This window comes from Pseudarthrobacter sp. H2, from assembly GCF_050157045.1.
GTDB lineage: Bacteria > Actinomycetota > Actinomycetes > Actinomycetales > Micrococcaceae > Arthrobacter.
This window is the reverse complement of record NZ_CP189594.1, coordinates 3,901,252-3,923,474: the sequence shown is the minus strand read 5'-3', so window position 1 is coordinate 3,923,474 and position 22,223 is coordinate 3,901,252. Positions and strand designations below refer to the sequence as shown.

The window sequence follows — 22,223 nt, the reverse complement described above, 5'->3', positions numbered from 1 at the left end:
CTGTTATTCTTCTGCTGCATCATTCCCCAGAAGCCAGGACCAGCCATGTGTGAGCACCATCCGGCAGTACTCCCGGCGCCTCCTGGGCGGCGGACGGCGCTGGGGTTGTTGGGCGCCTCCGTCATGGCGGCCTTGGGCGCGTGTGCGGCTCCGGGCAGCACGGCGCCGGCAGCGGCGGCCGGCTCCGAAACACGCCCCCGCCAGGCGTTGCCTCCGGCGCTGACGGCGGGACAGGGACAAGCCGCGGTTCCCGCCGCACCCGCAAACCTCCGCCGCCCGGGAAACAAGCGCATCAGGCGCAGCTTCATCCCGGACTTCAAGCTGCCGCCGGTGCAGAACGGGCTCGCGCCCGTCCTCACCAGGATCGCGACGCAGCACCCCGTCGTGTTCCTGACCATCGACGACGGCGTGACGCGGACCCCGGAAATGGTGCGCCTCATGGCCGAATACGACTACCCGGCGTCGATCTTCCTGACCCGGAACTTCGTGCAGGCCGATCCGGCTTTCTTCAAGCAGTTCGCCGCGCAGGGGAGCCTGGTGGAAAACCATACCGTGAGCCACAACGTCAACATGGTCACGCAGCTCGGGTACCAGCAGCAGCTGGCCGAAATCACCGGGATGCAGGAGTTCGCCGAGCAGCAGTTCGGCCGCCGGCCCGCGCTGTTCCGCCCGCCCGGAGGCGCCTACTCCACCGCCATGCGGCAGGCCGTGGCCGCGGCCGGCATGAAAGCGGTGGTCACCTGGGAGGCCAAGGCCAACGCCGGGCGGATGGACTACCAGTATGGAAATGCACTGCGCCCGGGCGACATTGTGCTGATGCATTTCCGCCCCGAATTCGCCGCAGACCTGGCCGCCTTCCGCGCAGCGCAGCTGGCCGCGGGCCTGGAAGTGGTGCTCCTCGAGGATTTCCTCGGCGTCGCCTGAGCCGGTCGTGATGCCGGTCGTGATGCCGGTGCTTATTGCCGGCGCTTAATGTCGGCGGACCGAAGTAGGCTCGAACCATGGACGCAGCTGCACTCCGCGAACTCTGCCTCGGCTTTCCCGGCACCTTCGAGGACTTCCCCTTCGGGCCGGAAACGTCCGTGTTCAAGGTGCGGGCCGCGGTCTCCGGCGGGGCCCGTCACGAAGCCAAAATGTTCGCCGCGTCCGCGATGGACGGGTCCGACTTCTCCGTCAGCCTGAAATGCGAGCCCGTCCTGGCCGAGCAGCTGCGCGCCGCCCACCCGGAGATCACCGGAGCCTGGCACATGAACAAGACCCACTGGAACGGGGTGCGGCTCGACGGTTCGCTGCCCGACGCGATGATCCGGGACATGGTGGAGGACTCCTACGACCTCGTCGTCGCCACGCTGACCCGGCGCCAGCAGGAGCAGCTCGGCTGGGCCCGGCTCACGCAGGAAGCCTCCCGGCAGGGGCGGGCATGAACGGGCCGCGGATTGCCCCCAGCGAGCTGAACTACGAGGGGATCGGGTCCACGCAGCACGGCCCGCCGCCCGCGGAGGTGGAATGCCTCGTCACGCACGCGTATCTGGGTCATGGCATCGCGGCGTACCGCCGGGCCGTCCAGGGCCTGCTGACCTGGCAGCTCCAGAAGAGGGCAGGACTCCGGGTCCGTGCGGAGTCCGACGTCGTGGTCCCCGGCGCGCGCGTGGTGAGCGGCTTCGGCGTCGGGCCGTTCCGGATCGACGCGCCGTGCGAGGTTGTCTGGGTACGCCGCCCGGTGGCGGGGGACGGGCCGCAGTCGGCGGGCTTCGGCTACGGCACGCTTCCGGGCCACCCGGTCCGCGGCGAGGAGGCCTTCGAGATCTCGATCGATGGCCAGGGCAGGGTGCTCATCGAAATCAGGGCCTTCGGCGTGCCGTCCAACTGGTTCTACGCCGCCGGAGGGGCCCTGACCAGGCGCGCGCGGAGCCTCGTCACCTCCCGTTACATCCGGAGCGCACAGGAACTCGCCGGGGAAGCCGCCGAACTCACCATCTGATTCCGCCGATTGCTCCGTAACGGCCCTTTAGCGCCCCCAAAACGGCAGCTACGGAGCAACGGATGACAATAGAGGCATGTGGATCGGCTGGATTGAATTCGACCTCCTCCTCGGCGATGTGCACAGCCTGAAGGAGAAGCGGTCCGTGGTGCGGCCGTTGCTCGCGGAGATCAAGCGCCGTTTCGACGTTTCCGTGACGGAGGCGGGGCTGCAGGACCAGTACCGGCGCGCGGTGATCGGCGTCGGGCTGGTCGCCGCCGACCGGACACACCTCGTGGAGGTGCTCGCCGCCGTCGAACGCTTCGTGGCGGCCCGGCCGGAAACGGAGCTGCTCAGCGCCCGGCAACGGGAACTCCGCAGCGACGACTGACCATCGATTGCTCCGGAACTGCCCTATTGGGCGGCCAAAAGGGCGTTCATGGAGCAACGGATGAAGGCTGTGGATAACTTCTGCAGCGTGGCCGCTGATCTGGTCCCATGGAGCCATGAAAACCCCGCAACCGCTGCCCGACGATTTCCAGGACCGGCCCTTCACCGTCGCGGAAGCGACGCTGGCAGGAGTGTCTCCGAAGCGGCTTCGTCACGGGTCGCTGACGGCGCTGGGCAAGGGGATCCGTTCCCCGGGCCCGACGGCCGACCTTCCCCTGACCCTGCGGGTTCGGCCTTTCATTGAGGTCAACGAGCGATGCGCCGCATCCCACCTCACCGCCTTGGGCCTGTTCGGGCTGCCGGGGCGACGGCAGAAGGAGACCAGCGAGATGTATCACGTCATCCGCCCGGAGGGTGAAGCGCACCTGAACCGGCCCCACGTCATAGTCCACCGCATGAAGCTGTACGAGGACGAGATCACCGTGCTCGACGGGATTCCCATCACCACGCCCGAGCGCACATGGTTGGATCTGGCCGAGATGCTGATCCTGGACGCACTCGTGGTGGCCGGTGACAGCTGCGTCCGGGTGCCCCGGGCCGCATTTGAGGGACGGGACATGCCGCTGTGCAGCATCGCGGATCTGCAGCGGATGATCGATCGGCACAAGGGGAAGCGTGGAATCCGCAAGGCCAAGGAAGCCCTCAGGCTCATCAGGGTGGGCTCAGATTCGCCGCAAGAGTCCTTGCTGCGGCTGGCCATCGTCCGGGCCCGTCTCCCCGAGCCGGAACTGAACGTCCCCATCATCGCCGGCGACGGGTCCCGGCACCACGAGCCGGACCTGTCCTACCGCAACTACAGAATCGGAATCGAGTACGAGGGGGAGCAGCATGGTGAAGAAGGCCAGATCGTCCGGGACATTGCGCGGTCGGAACGGTACTCGGCCCTGGGCTGGACAGAGGTCCGCATTTCCAAACGCCACATGCACGACGACGCGAGAGCCGCGGTTGCCAAGATCCGCACCGCGCTCGTCCAGGCAGGCTGGCGTCCAGGCAAGTGATTAAACGGCTGCTCCGTAACTGCCGTTTCCGGAGTGCGGAAGGGCGGTTACGGAGCAGCCGATGGAGGTTGGTTAGCCGAAGTACTTCGGCAGGGTGGACTCGTGGGCTTCGCGGAGCGCCTCGAGGGACAGGGTTTCGACGCCGTTGATCTCGAGCGTGCCGCCCTCGGCGTCCACGACGCCGATCCGGACGTGTGCGAAGCCGCGGGCGGTGCACATGTCCGTGAAGCGGATCTCCTCGGACCGGGGCACGGCCACGATCGCGCGGCCCTGGGACTCGGAGAACAGCGCCGTGAACAGGTCCACGCCGTCGCGGTCCAGGACATCCTGCAGGGCGATCCGGGCACCCACACCGTAGCGCAGCGCGGATTCCACGAGGGCTGCCGCGAGGCCGCCCTCGGAGAGGTCGTGGGCAGAGTCCACCATGCCGTCGCGGGACGCGTTGATCAGGATTTCACCCAGCGCGCGTTCGGCGGCGAGGTCAACCTTGGGCGGCAGCCCGCCGAGGTGTCCGCGCATGTTGGACCATTCCGAACCGTCCAGTTCTGCCGCCGTCGTGCCCAGCAGGTAGATGGCCTGGCCGTCCTCGCGCCAGCCCGAGGGCGTGCGGCGGGCGACGTCGTCGAGCTTGCCCAGCACGGCCACCACCGGGGAGGGGTGGATCGGTGTGGTGCCGGTCTGGTTGTACAGCGAGACGTTGCCGCCGGTGACCGGGATGCCCAGCACCATGCAGGCGTCGGACAGGCCCCGGATGGCCTCGGCCAGCTGCCACATGACCGCGGGGTCCTCGGGAGAGCCGAAGTTCAGGCAGTCGCTGACGGCCATCGGCACGGCGCCGGAGGTGGCCACGTTGCGGTACGCCTCGGCCAGCGCCAGCTGTGCGCCGTGGTACGGATCGAGGTAGGTGTAGCGGCCGTTGGCGTCGGTGGCCAGGGCCACGCCCAGCCCGGTTTCCTCGTCCACCCGGACCACGCCGGCGTCGTCCGGGAACGCCATGGAGGTGTTGCCGCCGACGTAGCGGTCGTACTGCTTGGTGATCCAGGACTTGCTGCACATGTTCGGCGAGGAGATAAGCTCGGTGACTGCGGCGGCCAGGTCCGCGGGGGCGGAAGGGCGGACGGCATCCTGCACGGACCCGGTGAAGGCATCGGCCTGCACCGCGTCCTGCCATTCGGGGCGGGCGTACGGGCGGTCGTAGACCGGACCGTCGTGGGCCACGGTGCGCGGGTCGACGTCGACGATGATCTCGCCTTCCCACGTGATGATGAGGCGGCCGGTATCGGTCACCTCGCCCAGCCAGGAGTACTCCACGGCCCACTTGGCCATGACCGCTTCAAAAGCGGCCATGTTCTCGGGGGTGACCACGGCCATCATGCGTTCCTGCGATTCGGACATCAGGATTTCGCCGGGGGTCAGGGTGGGGTCGCGCAGCAGGACGGAGGTCAGCTCGACCTCCATGCCGCCGTCGCCGTTGGAGGCGAGCTCGGACGTGGCGCAGGAAATGCCTGCCGCGCCCAGGTCCTGGATGCCCTCCACCAGGGAGCCCTTGAACAGCTCCAGGCAGCACTCGATCAGCACCTTCTCGGCGAAGGGGTCGCCCACCTGGACGGCGGGGCGCTTGGACGGCTTGGTGTCGTCGAAGGACTCCGAGGCCAGCACCGAGGCGCCGCCGATCCCGTCGCCGCCGGTCCGGGCGCCGAACAGCACCACCTTGTTGCCCTTGCCGGAGGCGTTGGCGAGGCGGATGTCCTCGTGGCGCATCACGCCGACGGCCAGCGCGTTGACCAGCGGGTTGCCCTGGTAGACGGAGTCGAAGACCATTTCGCCGCCGATGTTGGGCAGGCCCAGGGAGTTGCCGTAGCCGCCGATGCCGGCCACCGCGCCGTGCATGACGCGGGCGGTGTCCGGGTGGTCGATGGCGCCGAAACGCAGCGGATCCATCACGGCCACCGGGCGCGCGCCCATGGAGATGATGTCGCGGACAATGCCGCCGATGCCGGTCGCCGCACCCTGGTAGGGCTCCACGAACGACGGCGAGTTGTGGGACTCGATCTTGAACGTCACGGCCCAGCCGTCGCCCAGGTTGGTGACGCCGGCGTTTTCGCCGATGCCCACGAGCATGTCCTTCTTCATTTCCTCGGTCACCTTTTCGCCGAACTGGCGCAGGTGGTTCTTGGAGGATTTGTAGGAGCAGTGCTCGCTCCACATCACGGAGTACATGGCGAGCTCGGCGCCGGTGGGGCGGCGGCCCAGGACCTTCACGACCTCGGCGTACTCGTTGTCCTTCAGGCCCAGTTCGGCCCAGGGGAGCTCGGTATCGGGGGTCTTGGCGGCGTTTTCAACGGTGTCGATGTTGAACTTCTTGGCGGTCTCGACAGGCTCGACCACCGAATGCGTCTCCGTCATTTGTTGTCTCCCACAATCTTGTTCAGGACAGAGGTGAAGAAGCCCAGGCCTTCGGTGCCGGAGCCGTCTTCGGGACCGAAACCGGCCTCCACGGCGTGCTCCGGGTGCGGCATGAGGCCCACGACGTTGCCGGCGGCGTTGGCGATGCCGGCGATGTCGCGGCGCGAGCCGTTGGGGTTGAAGCCGACGTACCGGAACACGACGCGGCCTTCAGCCTCCAGCGCGTCCAGGGTCTTCTCGTCCGCGATGTACTGGCCGTCCTGGTTCTTCAGCGGGACGGTGATTTCCTGGCCGGCGGCGTAGTCCCGGGTCCAGTCGGTGGAGGTGTTCTCCACACGGAGGACCTGGTCGCGGCACATGAACTTCAAGTGGTCGTTCTTGATCATCGAGCCGGGCAGCAGGTGCGACTCGGTGAGGATCTGGAAGCCGTTGCAGATGCCGAGCACGGGAAGCCTGGCGTCCGAGTTGGCGGCGTCGATGATCCGGGACATCAGCGGCGCGAAACGGGCGATGGCGCCGGCGCGGAGGTAGTCGCCGTAGGAGAAACCGCCGGGAATCACGACGGCGTCGATGTCGCCCAGCGTGGTGTCTGCGTGCCAGAGCGCCACCGGGGTGGCGCCGGCCAGGCGGACCGCACGGGCGGCGTCGCGGTCATCCAGGGTGCCGGGGAAGGTGACGACGCCGATCTTCGCGCCGGCGAGGCTGCCAGCACTAGAAGCGCGCTCTGCGCCAGGGCCTGCGGCGGTGGCTTCACCGATGAGGGGGAGTTCAGTCATCTCAGGCCTCGACGACCTCGACGTTGACGACGTCCTCGATGACCGGGTTGGACAGCAGGGTCTCCGCGGCGTTCCGGGCCTGGGCCAGGATCTCCTCGGTCACCTCGCCGTCAACCGTGAGTTCAAAGCGCTTGCCCTGTCGGACAGAGCTGAAGGCGGTGAAGCCGAGCCGGGGGAGTGCACCCACGATGGCCTTCCCCTGCGGGTCCAGAATTTCGGGCTTGGGCATGACATCGACAACGATCCGGGGCATCCGGCAACTCCTGTGCGTGAGCATTGGGTAAGGGCGCAGCGGAGTGGTGCCGTCTCACGCCGCACGTGCCCCTGGTCAACTAGCGAACAACTGACAGGGCCAATGAAGCACGGTGAACGGGCGCTCCGCGAGCTTGCATGCCCATTCTACCGGCCACTCTGCGTCCCGGCGCATTCGCGCGGCGGGCTCTGGTCCGGGATGCGCGACGTCCGTAGGATGGGCGCATGGCTGAGAAACCGAAGTCCGTGCTGTTGCCCGTGCTCGCCGCCGTCGTGTTTGCCGGACTGGGCCGGATGGTTGTGCAGAAGATCAAGGCGGACCGTGCGGTCCGTGCGGACCGGGAAAGCAAGGTGGCAGGCCCCGTCGACGAGAAAACCCGGGCCTGGATCAGCGACGTGGTCAGGACCCCGCGGCAATAGCGCCGCCACAGAGCCGCGCACCCGGGCACCCGGTCGCTGCCGCCGTCTCCGCGCGCCGGGCAGCGCGCCGTCGCCGCCCTTGAACGATGCGACAAAAGGGCCCTTCGTGACTGTGTAGCGAACTTTTGTGACACATTTTGATTTGTCCTTGTGTTAGATCTCATATCTCACTCTCAGTCTGTACTGTATGAATCGGCCGGTATCCGTCGGGGCTGCACGAGCCTGCGCTCGCGCGGCCCCGCCTGCCTGTTGAGCCCGGCAAGGTCGCTGGGACCATTCCTTATGAAAGGTTCATTCAGTCGTGAAATCACCAGGAAAGAGCTTCCTTCGAAGCGGGGGACTCCGGAGGGCCGCGGCGCTGACCCTGGGTTTGCCGGTTCTCCTGTCAACAGCCGCCATTGCGCCGGCCCACGCGGCGCCCCGGCAGGGCCCGCCCGTCGCCTCGGTTGCCCAGAAGAGCCTGGATCCGAACTCCTACAAGGACGGCCGCTACGTTGTGGTCCTGGCCGAAAAGCCGGCGGCCACCTACGACGGCGGCACGGATGGCCTGCCGGCCACCAAACCGGAGTCCGGGCGCAAGCTGGATGCCAAGCGGGCCGACGTCAGGAAGTACCAGGCGCACCTCGAAAAGAAGCAGGCCGAGGTTGCCGGACAGCAGAACGTCAAGATCCAGCGCCAGTTCACCGCGGCCCTCAACGGCTTCAGCGCCAGGCTGACGGCGGACCAGGCCATCAAACTGGCGAAGGACCCCGGCGTCCTGGTGGTTGCCCCGGACACCGAAAACACGCCGGACTATTCCAGCACGGACTTCCTCAGGCTCAGCGGCGCCACCGGCACCTGGAGCACCAGGTTCGGCGGCCAGGACGCGGCCGGCAAGGGCGTCGTCGTCGGCGTCATCGACACCGGCTACACGCCGTCGAGCGCCTTCTTCGCCGGCGAGCCGGTTGCCCCCCTGGCCGGGGACCCCGTCGTCGGGGTCCCGTACCGTGACGCCGACGGCAAGATCGCCATGCTCAAGTCCGACGGCGACACGTTCGTCGGCGAATGCCAGAAAGGCGTGGAAACAGGTGCAGCCTTTGACGGCACCGCCTGCAACTCCAAGGTGCTCAGTGCCCGCTACTTCGCCGACGAGTTCGAGCATTACGTCCCGGCCGGGAGCCGCGGAGCCGAAGAACTGCTCTCCCCGGTTGATGTCGCCAGCCACGGAACGCACACGGCAAGCACCGCCGCCGGCAATGCCAACGTCGAGGCGGTGGTGGACGGCCGCAGCTTCGGCCTGACCAGCGGCATCGCCCCGGCCGCGAAGCTCTCCATCTACAAGGTCTGCTGGGAAGATGACGATCCCAACACCGGTGGCTGCTATTCCTCCGCTGCCATTGGCGCCATCAACCAGGCCATCCTGGACGGCGTGGACGTGCTGAACTACTCCATCTCCGGCGCAACGTCGACCACCACCGATCCGGTCTCGCTCGCGTTCCTGTCCGCCGCCTCGGCCGGCATCTTCATCGCCGCCTCGGCCGGCAACACGGGTGCGGCGGCCGGCACCGTGGAACACGGCGCACCGTGGCTGACCACCGCCGCGGCCAGCAGCTTCTCGCAGGAACTGCAGGGAACCGTTGAATTCTCCGACGGCAGCAAGTACCGCGGCGCCAGCATCATGAGCGGCCAGGTCGCGGACGCCGGCGTCGTACTGGCCGCCAACGCGGCAGCCGACCCGGCAGCCGTGGCAGACGAGCTGAACGCCGCGTTCTGCGGCCCCGGAACCCTGGACCCGGCGAAGATCGCCGGCAAGGTTGTGGTCTGCGACCGCGGCGTCGTCGACCGCGTCGCCAAGAGCGCCGAAGTCAAGCGCGGCGGCGGCGCCGGCATGGTGCTCGTCAACCTGGACGACTCGTCGCTGGACACCGACAAGCACTCCGTCCCCACCGTTCATGTGAACCCGCCAGCCACCGGGGCCATCAAGGCCAAGGTCGCCGCCAACCCGGCCCTCACGGTCTCCCTCGTCAACAAGGACACCACCGGAGCGCCCCTCGAGGCCGAGCCGCAGATCGCCGGTTTCTCCTCCCGCGGGCCGCTCCTGGCCGCCGGGTCCGACCTGCTGAAGCCAGACGTTGCCGCTCCGGGCGTGGCGGTGCTGGCCGGCGTTTCACCGGTCGGCACCGGCGGGGACACCTTCGGGTTCCTCTCCGGCACCTCGATGGCCTCCCCCCACGTCGCCGGCCTGGGCGCGCTGGTCCTGGGCAGGAACCCGAAGTGGTCACCGGCCGCGGTGAAGTCCGCCATGATGACCACCGCCGGTGACCTCAGGCTTGCCGACGGCACCAGGGACACCGACGTCTTCGCCACCGGCGCAGGCCAGGTGGATCCGGCGCGCGTGCTCGACCCGGGACTGGTCTACGACGCCGGCTACGACGAGTACGCGGCCTTCGTCCAGGGCACCGGCATGGAGCTGGGCAAGGGAATCGGGACCACCAGGCCGCGGGACATGAACGTCCCCTCCTTCGCCCTGGGCAACCTGACCGGCAAGATCGAGGTCACGCGCACGGTGACCGCCCTGACCCCCGGCAGCTACACGGCCACGGCCGACGTTCCGGGCGTGAAGGTCAGCGTGACGCCCGCCGTCCTGGACTTCAGCGCAGCAGGTCAGCAGCGCACCTTCACGGTCTCCTTTGAGAACCAGGGCGCGCCGCTGGGCCAGTTCGCGACGGGTTCGTTGACCTGGCGGGGCGCCGGCAGGACTGTCGCCTCGCCGATCGCCGTCCGTCCGCAGTCCATCGTGGCCGCCGGCGATGTGGCCTTCACCTCCAAAGACGGCGCCGGGTCCGGAGACATCAGGGTGGTCTCCGGCACTAACGGGCCCGTCAGCATGACCCTCGACGGGCTTTCCAAAGCGGACTCCACCCCGGTGGACCTGGTCCCCGGCGGGTTCTCCGGAGTCACCGATACCTCAAACCTCGTCAAAACCGTCTCTGTTCCGGAAGGCACTCCGCTGGCGAAGTTCTCGGTGCTTTCCGCCGACCCGGACGCCGACTTCGACATGTACGTGATGACCCCCGAGGGTCCGCTCACCGTCGCGACGACCTCTGCCAGCGAGTCGGTGTCCCTACCCAACCCGACGCCCGGCCCTTACACCATCTACGCGAACCTCTACGCCAGCCCCGGTGGCCGGGTTACCAAGGCGTCGGTGGACACGGCGGTGCTTGGGGCCAACGTCGGCAATGCGACGCTCACGCCGAACCCGCTCCGGCTGTCCAACGGCAAGTCCGGGAAGGTCACGCTGGCCTGGAAAGGCCTGTCCGCCGGCTCCTACCTCGGCCGCGCGACCTTCGCCGGAGCCAGCGATCCGACCTTCGTCAGCGTCCTCGTGACCCCGGCCGGCACCGTGGTGGTTCCGCCCACCTCCGAGGACCAGGACAGCAACGACGGCCCCGGTGATGATGGCGACAACGGCGGCGCCGACGGCAAGGACAACAAGGACAAAAAGGAAAAGAAGGACAAGGGCAAGAAGGTGAAAAAGGAGAAGGGCAAGATCCAGAACGGGGAACGTCGCGCGGCTCCGAACAACGCCATCTAGGCGGACGTCAGCCGGCAGCAACGGCAAATGCGGTAACGGCAAATGCCCGGCGGTTTCCACCGCCGGGCATTTGCCGTTAAAGTCCAGTGCCGTGTCAGTTCAGATTGCGCCGGTGGACCCGGCCACGCCGCCGAGCAGCGGTGCCATGGCGTGCCAGCGGGCGATCTCGCAGCCGTCGGTGCGGCTGAACCGGCTGTGCACTTCGCGGCCCAGGAACCGGCCCGTCACGACGGCAACCTGCGGACCGCCGTACTGCTGGGTGCAAATTTTCGGCGGTCCCGGCACGGGGAAGAAGACCGCCTCGCCGTGCCGTTGCACGGCCTCGAGGGCGGCGCCGGGATCCGGCAGGGTGGACGCGGCGGTGGGGGCGCCGTCCCTGGCCTCGAGCCGGAAGGTGCGCTCCGGGGCTCCCGGGGACTCCGTCAGGCGGATGGTGAGGTCGACGTCGTGCGTGCTGTGCCGGTCACCGGGGGCTGTCATGGCTGTCCTTCCGGGTGCCGGGGCCGCTGCCGGCGCCGGGTGCCGTGACTGTGTCTACTGCATGGGGCCACCGCGCGAGCTCGGCCAGCAGCCGGCGCCGCAGTTCCTGCGACTCCGCGGCGAATCCCCGCTGGTACTGGACGTACTCGGCCTTGCCGTCCGGCGTCTCGATCCGGATGGCCGGGTAGCCCCAGGCGCTCAGGTCGTAAGGGGAGGCGCGCATGTCCATGGCCCTGATCCGCCAGGAGAGTTCGAAGCAGTCCATCACGAGCTCGCCGGGCAGTAACGGCGCCAGTTTGTAGGCCCACTTGTACAGGTCCATGTTGGCGTGCAGGCAGCCGGGCTGCTCCATGCTCCGCTGGTTCTCCCGGCTGGGCGCCAGGCTGTTCAGCCCGATGGCATCCGGGGTGTAGAAGCGGAAGGCGTCAAAGTGGGAGCACCGGATCCGGTTGTCCTCCACCACCTGGTCGGTGCGTTCCCCGCCCAGCCGCAGCCGGAGGTATTCGTGCCGCAGCTCGAACTTGTCCTGGCGGTAGACCATCGCCCACTCGTGCAGCCCGAAGCAACCGAACTGGGCAGGCCGGGCGGCGGTTCCGCCGAGAATCACGGCGGCGAACTCCAGCGCCTCCCGCCGCTCGCGCCGGAAGGCGTCGACGTCGACCGTGACGGCCGCAGTTCCCGCCGGGAGACCGGCGGAGGCGAGTTCGCCGTCGTCGGCGGCGCGGTAATACTTCCAGCCGGTCCGCTCTGCCGCGGCGGGGCCGGAGAGGACGACGCCGGCGCCCGGGTGCCAGCGCAGCAGCTGGCCGGGCTTCTGCGTGTAATAGGTGAAGAGGAAGTCCTCCACCGGATGCTTCCGGCCGGCCGAGCGCCGGGCCAGGTAAGGGTCGGCGTAGCGCCGGACACGTTCCTGGTAGGCGGCCTGGCGTTTCAGCCAGCCGTCCTGCGGGAGGTGTATCAGCTTAACCAGCTCCACCGCTGGAGCCCAGGACGTCCTTCGCCGCATTCCAGGCGGCGATTTCACACCCGTCGCGCAGGCTGAAGCTGGCTTCCACCGGGCTGCCGTCCACGACGCCGGTGACGGTTGCCTGCTGCGGGCCCCCGTACTGCTGGGTGCAGGCCTGGTCGGTCGCCCGCGGGGCTGGGCCGAGGATCGCGGGGTTGTTTTTCAGGGCAGTGCAGGCCGCGGCGGCGTTGGGGTGCTGGCTTTCGGCGGCCGGGGCACCGTTCTGGCAGACGAGCGTGAAGTTGGCGGGGGTTCCGGTCTCGGAGGGTTTGACCATGATGGCCAGTTCGGCATTGCCCTGCCCCGGCCCGGACGTCAGCGGCGCGGCGGACGGCGACGGGGCGGGGGCGGTCGTTTCGGTGTCCGGCGAGGGCGTGCCGGACGCCGGGCCCGTGGTGGCGCCGGTGGGTGCGCCAGTGGAGGCGGGGGCGGTGGGGGACGGAGCAGGAGGGGGCCCGCCCGTGCAGCCGGCCAATCCGGCCACGGCCAGCAGAACGAGTGCCGTGCGGGCCAGTTGCTTGCGCATCAGAAGTCCTCCTCCGGTTTGTGCACAGTCTACCGCCGGGGCGCGTCTCCCGGGGTGGCTTCTGGTGTGTGCCTGGTGGCCGATCTGGTGGCGGCGATCAGGTCCGTCATGGATGCGTGCAGCGCGGCCACCTGGTCCCGGGTCAGCCCCAGTTTGGCCATCATCGTGCCGGGGACGGCCAGCGCCCGTTGCCGGAGTGCGGCGCCCTCGCCGGTCAGCCGCACGTCGAGGGTGCGCTCGTTGCCGTCCCTGCGCTGGCGGGTGATGAAGCCGGCCGTTTCCAGGCGGCGCAGCAGCGGAGAGATGGTCGCGGGCTCCTGGGCGAGGGCCTCGCTGATGTCGCGGAGGGAACGGGGACTGGACTCCCACAGGCACAGCATGACCAGGTACTGCGGGTGGGTCAGGCCGAGCGCGTCCAGCACCGGCTTGTATGCGCCGACCACGCTCCGAGAGGCCACGGTCAGGGCGAAGCAGAGCTGTTGTTCGAGCAGGAGATCGTCGTCGGCCGGGCTGCCGCCCGTGACGGGTGCAGGGGCGGCGGCGGGGGTTCCGCGGGTTTTTTCGGTCACGTTGGTCATGCGGGCCTCCTCCTGATAGTTAGTGCACTAATGATTAGCGTACACTGATGGGAGCATCTGGTTCGTTCCGAAGAGAGGATAGCGATGGCCAAGGGAAGCCCTGTCGAGAGGTTCATGCGTGCAACCGGGAGGATCCGGGCCATTTTGGGGCCGGCAAACCGCAGTTCCCTGCGGCACGAGATGACGGAGCAGAACAAGGCGTTGCTGGTGCAGCGGCAGGCCGAGACGCAGCAGTGGGAGACCGTGCGCAGGCCGGACGGCAGTACGTATGTCGTCCCTAGGAATCCGGACGACAAGTCCCTGCGCTAAGGGGCGTTTGCTGCGTTACCGCCCCCTGGCATCGTCGACGCTGCCCGGGCTTTTTTTCGGCGCCGGGCGTAAAATAAGGGCACCGGCACAGCGAGGTGCAGCATCCGTTATCTACCCGCGCGGCAAGGGAAGGGGGTGGGGAGAGTGGCACATGCAGCCATCCGCTTCATGAACGCGACCGACAGGCTGAAGTTTGTTTTCGGTCCCGCAAGCCAGGGCGACAACTCAGCGCCGGTGGTTCACCGGCACGATGACTTCGAGCACGCTTCGGAAGAGGACCTTTCAACGTTTGAAGTGGAGACCGACTCGCAAGGGCATCATTACGCGGTGCGCAAGGAAGACCTCCCGAAAGAACAGATCTGACGGCGCCCACCAGGGGTGCAAAAAGGGAGCGGCAGGTGCCGCTCCCTTTTTTCGTGCGTGATTTTCGGGCGTGTCTTTCGTGCGTGTCGCGGGCCGCGGCGCCGGCGTTCCTAGCGGCCGGTGCCGCCGTAGACGGTCGCCTCGTCCTCGCTGTCCAGGCCGAAGGCCTGGTGGATGGCGCGCACGGCGTCGTCCAGCAGGTCGGCGTGGGTCACCACCGAGATGCGGATTTCCGAGGTGGAGATCATGTTGATGTTGATCCCGGCGGCGGACAGCGCCTTGAAGAACCGGGCCGAGACGCCCGGGTGCGAGCGCATGCCGGCGCCGATCAGGGACAGCTTGCCGATCTTCTCGTTGTACTCGATGTTCTCGAAGCCGATCTCCGGCTGGGCGGCGCGGAGGGCGGCCAGCGCGTCCGCACCCTCAACGATCGGCAGCGTGAAGGAGATGTCCGTTTTGCCGGTGCCATGGGTCGAGACATTCTGGACGATCATGTCGATGTTGGAGTGCGCGTCCGCGATCACCTGGAAGATCGCCGCGGCCTTGCCGGGGATGTCCGGCACGCCGACCACCGTGACCTTCGCTTCGGAACGATCGTGGGCAACGCCGGAGATGATTGGCTGCTCCAAGGCAACTCCCTCTTGGATGGTGATCTTGTCGTCGGCGCCGGGCAGGACCCAGGTGCCTTCGTTCTGGCTGAATGAGGAACGGACGTGCAGCGGCACCCCGAACCGGCGGGCGTATTCGACGCAGCGCAGGTGCAGGATCTTGGCGCCGGACGCGGCGAGCTCCAGCATTTCCTCGCTGGAGATCCGGTCGATCTTCCGTGCCGCGGGAACAACCCGCGGGTCGGCGGTGTAGATGCCGTCGACGTCGGTGAAGATCTCGCAGACGTCGGCGTCAAGAGCGGCCGCCAGCGCCACCGCCGTCGTGTCCGAGCCGCCGCGCCCCAGCGTCGTGATCTCGTGGGTGACCCGGCTCATGCCCTGGAATCCGGCGACAATCGCGATGTGGCCTTTGTCCAGGGCGGTGCGGATGCGGTGCGGGTCGACGTCGATGATCCGGGCCTTGCCGTGGATGCCGTCGGTGATCATGCCTGCCTGGGAGCCCGTGAAGGACTGGGCCGAGGCGCCGAACTTGTTGATGGCCATGGCCAGCAGCGCCATGGAGATGCGTTCGCCGGCGGAGAGGAGCATGTCCATTTCGCGGGCCGGGGCCGAATCGGTCACCTGGGCCGCGAGATCGAGGAGCTCATCGGTGGTGTCGCCCATCGCGGAGACGACCACGACCACCTCGTCGCCGGCGTTGCGGGCATCCACGACGCGCCTGGCGACACGCTTAATGCCTTCCGCATCCGCCACCGAGGAACCGCCGAACTTCTTCACCACAAGGTGCTTGGTGACGGCGGCCGAAACGGGCAGCTCCTGCGGCTGCGGTCCGGGCTGGACTTCGGTAGTGGGCAAACTCATGCGCGCACCCTCACTGGATCATCGGGGTTCTGGGCCAAGCAACCAAACGGCGCGACGGCGTAACTTCTGAGGCCAGTTTATCGCCGGGAGCGCTCAGGCGTTGAATTGTGACCGAATGGCAGACCGCCCGGCTCCGCCGCCACCGGGCATGCCCTCCCTTCGGGCTCAGCAGTGGACATGTCCCCCGGCCACCCGGGACATGCTCCCCGCTGGAACCAGAGGATGGGCATATTGGCATTATGTCCAGTCCTTGGCGCCAGGGGTGGACATGTCCAGCGGGGTGGGGCGGACAGATCCTGCGGGCCAAGGGTGGACATGTCCTGCGGGGTGGGGCGGACAGATCCTGTGGGCCAGGGGTGGACATGTCCAGTGGCCAGCCGGGACCACGGCGCCGGAGCGGTTGCGGCCCGGCGGCAGCTCAGGTCAGCGCGTTGCGGCGGCCTTCGAAGGCGCGGCCCAGGGTGACTTCGTCGGCGTATTCGAGGTCCCCGCCCACGGGCAGGCCGGACGCCAGCCGGGTCACGGCGATGCCGATTGATTTGAGCATCCGCGCCAGGTAAGTGGCCGTGGCCTCGCCCTCGAGGTTGGGGTCGGTGGCGATGATGATTTCCTGGATGGCGCCGTCGTTGAGGCGGGTGAGGAGCTCGCGGATCCGGAGCTGCTCGGGGCCGATGCCGGCAATCGGGTTAATCGCGCCGCCGAGGACGTGATACCTGCCGCGGAAGGACCGCGTGCGCTCCACGGCCAGCACGTCCTTGGACTCCTCGACGACGCAGATGATCGAGGGGTCCCGCCGCGGGTCGCGGCAGATATTGCAGAGTTCCTGCTCGGTGACGTTGCCACAGACCGTGCAGAACTTGACCCGCTCCTTCACCGTGGTGATGGCGTCGACGAGCCGCTTCATGTCCTGCGGATCGGCCTCGAGGATGTGGAAGGCCAGCCGCTGGGCGGACTTGGGCCCGATGCCGGGAAGGCGTCCGAGCTCGTCGATCAGCTCTTGAACTGCACCTTCGTACACAATTTCCTCGTTCGTTTGGGGTGGGGGCGGTGTCCGCTGCGGGCCGGCTAGAAGCGCGGCGGCAAAGGACTTCCGTCCAGGGAACGCTCTTCAACAAGCTTTCCGCCCAGAATGCGCTCGACGGCGGCGCGGCCGAAGACGCCCGATTCCTCGATCGTTTCGTCGTCGGCGCTGGGGATGTCCTGGACGTGGGCTGTGGCCGATACCGCCGCCCGGGACGGTGCCTTCGCGCGTCCGGCCTCGGCTTCCGGGCTGTTGGACAGCCGCTGGTACAGGCTTTGACGGCCCGTAGGAGCCGGCGCGGCGGGGGCCGCGGGCGCCGAAACCGGGGCGGCGGCCGAAACCGGGGCGGCGGCAGCCGCGGCCGGCACCAACTGCGGCGGCGCCCAGCCGTCCGAAACCTGAGGGGCAGGGGCGGCCGGCATCGCCGGGGCCCCGATATCCTGCGGGATCTGGGCGGCTGCCGGTTCGTAGTGTTCCGGCTCCGGCTCCGGTGTGGGCCCGGGTTCCGGTGCCGCCTCCGACGCGGTGTAGTGACCGACATTGGTGCCTGCGCCGACGGTCCAGATCCCGGGGGACTGCTCGACGGCACGCGCCCAGAGGTCATCGGAAGCTTCCGGCGCCGAGGGTGCTGCAGTCCCGGTCGACGGGGTTGGGGAGCCGGCTGAACGGGAGGGCGTGGCTGCCCTCTTCCGGGCGGGTGTGGCGGAAACAGTCGGCGGGGCAGACAGGGCCGTTGCCGTCGCCGAGGGGCTCCAGTCCATCGGAGGCTCCTCGTCAAGCGGCGGCGCATCTTCGTCCCGCGGCGGCCCCCAGTCGTCGTCGTAGGCAAACGATCCCGCGGATTCGCCGGGATCAGCAAGCACGGCGGGCTGTCCGCCGGCAGGGGCGGCGGATACGGGTACCGGCGCCGTCTCGGGCTGTGCAGCGGCCGGCGTCGGGGGCAGTGGCGCCGGTGAAGCGGATGCCGGGGAAACGGTCGACGGCGCGGCCCCGGGTCCGGCGGGACGGCCAGCCGGCGGAGCGGACGGCCGGGCCTCCGGCGTCAGGCCCCAGGCGGCATCAGCGGACGTTGCCGGAGTGTCCGGGCTGGCGGGTGCTTTTGGGTTTGGCTCAGAGCTCGCCGCAGTGTTGGCTCCGCCGGCCACGGCGTTGATCTGGCAATCGATGCCGATCGTCTTATGGATCGCCTGCCGCAGGTTCTCGGCATGGTCCGCGCGGCCAAAGGCTCCGGCGAGTCCGGAAGTGGTGAACGCCAGCGTCAGGACCTGGCCCTCGAAATGGCCGACCTGGGCGTTTGGTTCCACCAGCGCCCAGGTGCTGCGCTTGATCTTGGTCAGTGTCTGCAGGATCTCGGGCCAGGCACGGCGGAGGACCTCGACGTCGGCACCCGGGCCGGCGGCGGGAGCGGCGGCAGGCGCAGCCGCCACGACGCGCGGGGATTCCACCGGGGCGGGCTGTGCCGGTTCGGGCGGCACCGGGCGCGACGGTGATGCTTGTGCCGGCGGTGCCTGCGGTGCCGCCTGGACAGCGGGGGCCTGCGCGGGCGGAACCCGGTGGGCGGCGGCGGGCTCGTCCACGGGCCAGTCGCTCGTGCTGACGCGCGGCGCCGTGAGCGGTTCCCGGACCGGCTCTTCGGCGCGGGCGGCGGGTGCGGGGGCAGCTGCTGGCTCGGCGGACCAGACGGCGGCCGGTGCAGAGCTGGCGACGGCCGGGGGCGGGGGTGCGGCGACGGCCGGGGCCCCGACGTCGTTCCCCGCGTAATTCAGGCGGCGCTCCACCCTGTCGATCCGGGCGGCAATGCCTCGCTCGGTCTGTTCCGAGCTCGGCAGCAGGATGCGGGCGCAGAGCAGTTCGAGGTGCAGCCGCGGCGAGGTGGCCCCGGTCATCTCGGTGAGCGCTGTGTTGGTGACGTCCGCCGCGCGGGACAGTTCAGCCGCGCCCAGGTTGTGCGCCTGGTTCCGCATCCGGGCGATCTGGTCCGCGGGCATGCCGCGGAGGATGGACTGTGCGCTCTCGGGCATCGCCTGCACGATGATCAGGTCACGGAAACGTTCCAGCAGGTCCTCCACGAAACGCCGGGGATCGTGTCCGGTCTGGATGACCCGGTCCACGGCCCGGAACACGGTGGCGGCGTCGGAGGCGGCGACGGCCTCGACCACATCATCGAGCAGCGAGGCATGGGTGTAGCCGAGGAGCGCGACGGCCAGTTCATAGTCCAGGCCCGCCGGTCCCGCGCCTGCCATGAGCTGGTCCAGTACGGAGAGCGAGTCGCGCACGGAGCCTCCGCCGGCACGGATGACGAGGGACAGCACGCCGGGCGCCACCGGGACGTTCTCCTGCTGGCAGAGCAGTTCCAGATACGCCATGAGGGGCTCCGGCGGCACGAGCCGGAAGGGGTAGTGGTGCGTCCGGGACCGGATGGTGCCGATGACCTTGTCCGGCTCGGTGGTGGCGAAAATGAACTTGATGTGCTCCGGCGGCTCTTCCACGATCTTGAGCAGGGCGTTGAAGCCTGCCGACGTGACCATGTGGGCCTCATCGATGATGAAGATCTTGTAGCGGTCACGGACCGGGGCATAGGTGGCCCGTTCACGCAGGTCGCGGGCGTCGTCCACACCGCCGTGGCTCGCGGCGTCGATCTCGATGACGTCCAGGGAACCGGATCCGCCGCGGGCCAGTTCAATGCAGCTGGGGCACGTGCCGCAGGGGGTGTCCGTGGGGCCCTCGGCGCAGTTCAGGCAGCGGGCCAGGATGCGCGCGGAGGTGGTTTTCCCGCAGCCCCGCGGGCCGGAAAATAGGTAGGCGTGGTTGACGCGGTTCTTGCGCAGGGCCGTCATCAGCGGCTCCGTGACGTGTTCCTGCCCGATAACGTCCGCGAACGAATCCGGGCGGTATCTGCGGTAAAGGGCGGTCGTAACAGTCACAAATAAACCCTACCAATCGGCACAGACATAAAAGACCCCCCATGCACCCGCCAGAGCCCATTTACCCTTGCTACCTTCCGGTCCTGGGGGAGTTCAACAGGATGACGCCACATGAGGGGCCGCCAGTAAGCTTACCCGACGTTTGAGCGTGCCCCGAATCGGCCCGTTTGCGCCCGGGATTCCCCGTGGGACATGCCCATTTTTCGGGTCCAGCGACGGGCACAGCGGGTCTATGTCCATCCCTTGCACCGAGGACGGGGCATGTCCGGCGGAAGGGGAGTCCGGGGCCGGCCCGGCGCGCGGGACATGCCCATTTTTCGGGACCAGCGACGGGCATGATGGGCCTATGTCCATCCCTCGCGGACAGGGGTGGGGCATGTCCCCTGGCGGGAGGGTCCTGGGAGGGCTTGAGGGCCCAATTGGGCGATGCCGGGAAGATCAGGTAGTCTAGTATCTGCTTTTGATTCAGAAGCTACTGGAGAATTCGCCTAGCGGCCTATGGCGCACGCCTGGAACGCGTGTTGGGTTAACGCCCTCGGGGGTTCAAATCCCCCATTCTCCGCGTCTGGCCCCGGTCCCCTGGACCGGGGCCTTTTTGCGTCTTCGGGACCCGTTGCAGAGCGGCGTGCAGGCAGGGCCGGCCGGATCAGGCCCGGCAGGCCAGCCTGCCGAGGCGGTTCCGGGCAGCCTTTTCGCTGGGGCCTACCCGGCCCGGGGCCAGATGGACGACGGCGGGTGCCACCTTCGTGGCCAGTCTCGCCGGCATCGGGATGGGGCCCAGCCGTGCGGTCCGCAGTCCCGGTGAACGTGAACGTGAACTTGAGTGCGGCCCGCCACTCCCTGGGGACGTTGCGCATACTCCTTTCCCACGCACACCCACTCGGCCCAGCACCTGCTTCGGTGCAGGAGACTACTGGGTCGCCACTCGGGTTCTACTCGGAGGCCACGAGAATTCCGGAATGAGGCCACAATCGGGCCGTGTCGGCGGTTCACAGGGCCGGCCCCCTGTGGTCCCATTGGTAGGTGAGTCCGTCGAGATTGGGGTCTGGCGGGCAGACAGCAGGAGTCTCATCGTGGGAAAACACTGGGGAAATTCATCGAGTGAGCAGCAAATCAGGGCACGGACCATTGCCGTGCGCTGTTTGTCAGGGGGCGTGTGCCTGTCCTTGGCGGTCCTGACCTTCGGGATTCAAGGCCTGGCGGGCACGGCGGTTCGCGACGCAACCGGCGCGTTGCCGCCCACCGGTGTCGTGGGACCCGGCACGCTGGATCCGGGAGTGCCGGCCACCGCACCGAGCGCGGCGACAGCGGCTGCATCAGCGTTCACCGCGGATGCCTTGGCGCTCGTGGCCTTCACCAGGTCCACAGTCGAGACCACGTCCAAAGAGGGCGGCGGCGAGCTCAATGTTGCCTCCGCCGGGATGAAGCGGCCGCCGTTGGGTTCGCTCATGGCTCCGTTGGAGTCGCTCGTACCATCTTCCCCGTTCGGCCTGCGCATCAGCCCGCTGACGTTAGAGGCGGGTGAATTCCACTGGGGCCAGGACTACGCCGCGGCCTGCGGCACGCGAGTCTACTCGGCCGACGCCGGCGTAGTGCGCGCCGTCGGTTGGCACCCCTGGGGTGGCGGCAACCGGGTGGAAATCGACCACGGCAACGGCCTCATCACCACGTACAACCATCTGGAGGCAATCGCCGTCAAGAAGGGCGATTCGGTGCGGGTGGGCGAAGTCATCGCCAGGGTGGGGTCCACCGGCTCATCAACAGGCTGCCATCTGCATTTCGAGACCATCCTCAACGGCTCGCATACCGACCCGCTCCGCTGGGCGATGATACCTATCCGGCAGGTGGACCCGCTGGGCCCCCTTGCCATGACCAGTTACGCCCCGGAGGCCGACAAGGCATCAAACGCAGGCCTCGGCTGGGCCATTCCTGTCCGGACAGACCTGACGCACGTGGTCGCCGGCGGCGACCAGGAACGGACCGTTGCCGCCGTGGCCGCCTCCTCTCCGCCGGCGTCGGCGGCAGCCATCAAGGTCGCCGCAGCAGCGCCGCCGGCCTCGCAGTCAGCTCCGTCAGCGTCGCCGACGCCGTCAGCACCCCCTACGGCTTCGCCGACGGCGTCCGCCACCCCGTCGCCGACGCCTACTGAGACGCCGGCTGCACCACCGTCGGAGCCGGCTACTGTCACGCCGTCGCCTACGGCACCCAGCGTGACGCCCCCACCGAGCCCGACACCGCCGCCGGCGGAACCGGCACTGCCCACCACGCCGCCGGCGGAACCGGCACCGCCCACCGCACCGCCCGCAGCTGATACGCCAGCTCCCGGCCCGGACCCGGCCGCCCCGGACCCGGCCGTGCCGGCCGCAGCGCCGCCCGCAGCGCCAGCCATCGCTTCCCTCACCCCGCCCGCCGCGGTCCAGCCGCCTCAAACGGTGGCTCCGGTGCCTGCAACGACTCCGGCACCCGCCGCGACCGGCCCCGCGACTGACCCCGCCACCGGCGCCGCCACTGACCCCGCGACGGCGCCGCTCCCGTAGCGTCGAGGCGACGCCCCGCGGGCGCGGGTGCGTTTCAGGGCGCACAACCGTCCCGCGGGCGTGGGCCGCGAAGGCAGACGTCCTGGCGGGAACCAGCACCCGCTCGTCGAGGCCCGCCCGGGCAGCCCTCGCCTGATCCCGGCCTAGGACCAAGGACCCTACCCCTGATCATCC

20 protein-coding genes, 1 tRNA gene and 1 other RNA gene are annotated in these 22,223 nt (G+C 68.7%); 11 read left to right on the top strand and 11 right to left on the bottom strand.

All coding sequences use genetic code 11. The features are described 5' to 3' along the window. Positions 1 to 45: 45 nt before the first annotated feature. The 5 genes from ACQCSZ_RS18140 to ACQCSZ_RS18120 all read left to right on the top strand — a co-directional run bounded on the left by ACQCSZ_RS18140 (position 46) and on the right by ACQCSZ_RS18120 (position 3,408). Positions 46 to 924 (top strand): polysaccharide deacetylase family protein, encoded by an 879-nt coding sequence (locus ACQCSZ_RS18140; protein WP_427005072.1) that lies wholly within the window; start codon positions 46 to 48, stop codon positions 922 to 924. Positions 925 to 1,001: 77 nt separating this feature from the next. Then, positions 1,002 to 1,424: an MmcQ/YjbR family DNA-binding protein gene (locus tag ACQCSZ_RS18135; RefSeq protein WP_427005071.1), complete on the top strand. Its 423-nt coding sequence runs from the start codon at positions 1,002 to 1,004 to the stop codon at positions 1,422 to 1,424. Then, complete coding sequence (locus ACQCSZ_RS18130; protein ID WP_427005070.1) at positions 1,421 to 1,981, top strand: DUF1990 family protein; 561 nt, start codon at positions 1,421 to 1,423, stop codon at positions 1,979 to 1,981. Before ACQCSZ_RS18135 ends, ACQCSZ_RS18130 begins: the two co-directional genes overlap by 4 nt. Before the next feature lie 76 nt (positions 1,982 to 2,057). Next, positions 2,058 to 2,351, top strand: coding sequence for a DUF503 domain-containing protein (locus ACQCSZ_RS18125; RefSeq protein ID WP_427005069.1), 294 nt, complete (start codon positions 2,058 to 2,060; stop codon positions 2,349 to 2,351). A 115-nt stretch (positions 2,352 to 2,466) separates the two neighbouring features. Next, on the top strand, positions 2,467 to 3,408 hold the full coding sequence (locus ACQCSZ_RS18120) for a hypothetical protein (protein ID WP_427005068.1): 942 nt from the start codon (positions 2,467 to 2,469) through the stop codon (positions 3,406 to 3,408). Positions 3,409 to 3,480: 72 nt separating this feature from the next. On the opposite strand, the gene purL is transcribed toward ACQCSZ_RS18120, so the two are convergent. From purL to purS, 3 genes are read right to left on the bottom strand one after another with little or no spacing between them, the layout of a single operon-like run. After that, positions 3,481 to 5,814 carry a phosphoribosylformylglycinamidine synthase subunit PurL gene (gene purL / locus ACQCSZ_RS18115; RefSeq protein WP_427005067.1) on the bottom strand — a complete coding sequence of 778 codons (2,334 nt, stop codon included), beginning with the start codon at positions 5,812 to 5,814 and terminating at the stop codon, positions 3,481 to 3,483. Continuing rightward, positions 5,811 to 6,590 (bottom strand): phosphoribosylformylglycinamidine synthase subunit PurQ, encoded by a 780-nt coding sequence (purQ, locus tag ACQCSZ_RS18110; RefSeq protein ID WP_427005066.1) that lies wholly within the window; start codon positions 6,588 to 6,590, stop codon positions 5,811 to 5,813. Before purQ ends, purL begins: the two co-directional genes overlap by 4 nt. Position 6,591: 1 nt before the next feature. Then, positions 6,592 to 6,843 carry a phosphoribosylformylglycinamidine synthase subunit PurS gene (gene purS / locus ACQCSZ_RS18105; protein ID WP_011690410.1) on the bottom strand — a complete coding sequence of 84 codons (252 nt, stop codon included), beginning with the start codon at positions 6,841 to 6,843 and terminating at the stop codon, positions 6,592 to 6,594. A 224-nt stretch (positions 6,844 to 7,067) separates the two neighbouring features. Here purS and ACQCSZ_RS18100 point away from each other — a divergent pair, with 224 nt between their 5' ends. Then, positions 7,068 to 7,262 carry a hypothetical protein gene (locus ACQCSZ_RS18100; RefSeq protein WP_427005065.1) on the top strand — a complete coding sequence of 65 codons (195 nt, stop codon included), beginning with the start codon at positions 7,068 to 7,070 and terminating at the stop codon, positions 7,260 to 7,262. A gap of 301 nt (positions 7,263 to 7,563) precedes the next feature. Next, entirely contained in the window at positions 7,564 to 10,836 is a 3,273-nt protein-coding gene (locus ACQCSZ_RS18095) for a S8 family serine peptidase (RefSeq protein ID WP_427005064.1), read from the top strand. A gap of 99 nt (positions 10,837 to 10,935) precedes the next feature. On the opposite strand, the gene ACQCSZ_RS18090 is transcribed toward ACQCSZ_RS18095, so the two are convergent. The 4 genes from ACQCSZ_RS18090 to ACQCSZ_RS18075 are packed head-to-tail and all read right to left on the bottom strand — an operon-like array spanning position 10,936 to position 13,426. Further along, positions 10,936 to 11,316, bottom strand: coding sequence for a serine protease inhibitor (locus tag ACQCSZ_RS18090; protein WP_427005063.1), 381 nt, complete (start codon positions 11,314 to 11,316; stop codon positions 10,936 to 10,938). Next, a complete protein-coding gene (locus ACQCSZ_RS18085) occupies positions 11,300 to 12,322 on the bottom strand; it encodes a 3-methyladenine DNA glycosylase (protein WP_427005062.1) in 1,023 nt (340 codons plus the stop codon). Before ACQCSZ_RS18085 ends, ACQCSZ_RS18090 begins: the two co-directional genes overlap by 17 nt. Continuing rightward, positions 12,279 to 12,848: an SSI family serine proteinase inhibitor gene (locus ACQCSZ_RS18080; RefSeq protein ID WP_427005061.1), complete on the bottom strand. Its 570-nt coding sequence runs from the start codon at positions 12,846 to 12,848 to the stop codon at positions 12,279 to 12,281. Before ACQCSZ_RS18080 ends, ACQCSZ_RS18085 begins: the two co-directional genes overlap by 44 nt. Before the next feature lie 29 nt (positions 12,849 to 12,877). After that, positions 12,878 to 13,426 carry a MarR family winged helix-turn-helix transcriptional regulator gene (locus ACQCSZ_RS18075; protein WP_427005060.1) on the bottom strand — a complete coding sequence of 183 codons (549 nt, stop codon included), beginning with the start codon at positions 13,424 to 13,426 and terminating at the stop codon, positions 12,878 to 12,880. 84 nt (positions 13,427 to 13,510) lie between these two features. On the opposite strand from ACQCSZ_RS18075, the gene ACQCSZ_RS18070 reads away from it, so the two are divergent. Further along, positions 13,511 to 13,735, top strand: coding sequence for a hypothetical protein (locus ACQCSZ_RS18070; RefSeq protein ID WP_211880134.1), 225 nt, complete (start codon positions 13,511 to 13,513; stop codon positions 13,733 to 13,735). 168 nt (positions 13,736 to 13,903) lie between these two features. Continuing rightward, positions 13,904 to 14,098, top strand: a complete 195-nt coding sequence (locus ACQCSZ_RS18065; RefSeq protein WP_427008378.1) for a hypothetical protein — start codon at positions 13,904 to 13,906, stop codon at positions 14,096 to 14,098. A gap of 110 nt (positions 14,099 to 14,208) precedes the next feature. Here ACQCSZ_RS18065 and ACQCSZ_RS18060 read toward each other — a convergent pair whose 3' ends face one another. From ACQCSZ_RS18060 to ffs, 4 genes are all read right to left on the bottom strand, one after another. Then, positions 14,209 to 15,567, bottom strand: coding sequence for an aspartate kinase (locus ACQCSZ_RS18060; RefSeq protein WP_427005059.1), 1,359 nt, complete (start codon positions 15,565 to 15,567; stop codon positions 14,209 to 14,211). A gap of 418 nt (positions 15,568 to 15,985) precedes the next feature. After that, a complete protein-coding gene (recR, locus tag ACQCSZ_RS18055) occupies positions 15,986 to 16,585 on the bottom strand; it encodes a recombination mediator RecR (RefSeq protein ID WP_136320825.1) in 600 nt (199 codons plus the stop codon). A gap of 47 nt (positions 16,586 to 16,632) precedes the next feature. Then, entirely contained in the window at positions 16,633 to 19,512 is a 2,880-nt protein-coding gene (locus ACQCSZ_RS18050; protein WP_427005058.1) for a DNA polymerase III subunit gamma and tau, read from the bottom strand. A gap of 27 nt (positions 19,513 to 19,539) precedes the next feature. Then, an RNA gene (gene ffs, locus ACQCSZ_RS18045) (signal recognition particle sRNA small type) lies at positions 19,540 to 19,636 on the bottom strand. A 353-nt stretch (positions 19,637 to 19,989) separates the two neighbouring features. On the opposite strand from ffs, the gene ACQCSZ_RS18040 reads away from it, so the two are divergent. Next, positions 19,990 to 20,074, top strand: a tRNA-Ser gene (locus ACQCSZ_RS18040). A 592-nt stretch (positions 20,075 to 20,666) separates the two neighbouring features. Further along, entirely contained in the window at positions 20,667 to 22,049 is a 1,383-nt protein-coding gene (locus ACQCSZ_RS18035) for a M23 family metallopeptidase (protein WP_427005057.1), read from the top strand. Positions 22,050 to 22,223: the final 174 nt, after the last annotated feature.

Coding starts and splice junctions, on each gene's coding strand:
- ACQCSZ_RS18100 (WP_427005065.1), top strand. CDS start 7,068: ATGGCTGAGAAACCGAAGTCCGTGCTGTTGCCCGTGCTCGCCGCCGTC.
- ACQCSZ_RS18075 (WP_427005060.1), bottom strand. CDS start 13,426: ATGACCAACGTGACCGAAAAAACCCGCGGAACCCCCGCCGCCGCCCCT.
- purS (WP_011690410.1), bottom strand. CDS start 6,843: ATGCCCCGGATCGTTGTCGATGTCATGCCCAAGCCCGAAATTCTGGAC.
- ACQCSZ_RS18090 (WP_427005063.1), bottom strand. CDS start 11,316: ATGACAGCCCCCGGTGACCGGCACAGCACGCACGACGTCGACCTCACC.
- ACQCSZ_RS18060 (WP_427005059.1), bottom strand. CDS start 15,567: ATGAGTTTGCCCACTACCGAAGTCCAGCCCGGACCGCAGCCGCAGGAG.
- ACQCSZ_RS18065 (WP_427008378.1), top strand. CDS start 13,904: ATGAACGCGACCGACAGGCTGAAGTTTGTTTTCGGTCCCGCAAGCCAG.
- ACQCSZ_RS18085 (WP_427005062.1), bottom strand. CDS start 12,322: ATGCGGCGAAGGACGTCCTGGGCTCCAGCGGTGGAGCTGGTTAAGCTG.
- ACQCSZ_RS18135 (WP_427005071.1), top strand. CDS start 1,002: ATGGACGCAGCTGCACTCCGCGAACTCTGCCTCGGCTTTCCCGGCACC.
- ACQCSZ_RS18125 (WP_427005069.1), top strand. CDS start 2,058: ATGTGGATCGGCTGGATTGAATTCGACCTCCTCCTCGGCGATGTGCAC.
- ACQCSZ_RS18140 (WP_427005072.1), top strand. CDS start 46: ATGTGTGAGCACCATCCGGCAGTACTCCCGGCGCCTCCTGGGCGGCGG.
- ACQCSZ_RS18120 (WP_427005068.1), top strand. CDS start 2,467: ATGAAAACCCCGCAACCGCTGCCCGACGATTTCCAGGACCGGCCCTTC.
- purQ (WP_427005066.1), bottom strand. CDS start 6,590: ATGACTGAACTCCCCCTCATCGGTGAAGCCACCGCCGCAGGCCCTGGC.
- ACQCSZ_RS18080 (WP_427005061.1), bottom strand. CDS start 12,848: ATGCGCAAGCAACTGGCCCGCACGGCACTCGTTCTGCTGGCCGTGGCC.
- purL (WP_427005067.1), bottom strand. CDS start 5,814: ATGACGGAGACGCATTCGGTGGTCGAGCCTGTCGAGACCGCCAAGAAG.
- ACQCSZ_RS18070 (WP_211880134.1), top strand. CDS start 13,511: ATGGCCAAGGGAAGCCCTGTCGAGAGGTTCATGCGTGCAACCGGGAGG.
- ACQCSZ_RS18130 (WP_427005070.1), top strand. CDS start 1,421: ATGAACGGGCCGCGGATTGCCCCCAGCGAGCTGAACTACGAGGGGATC.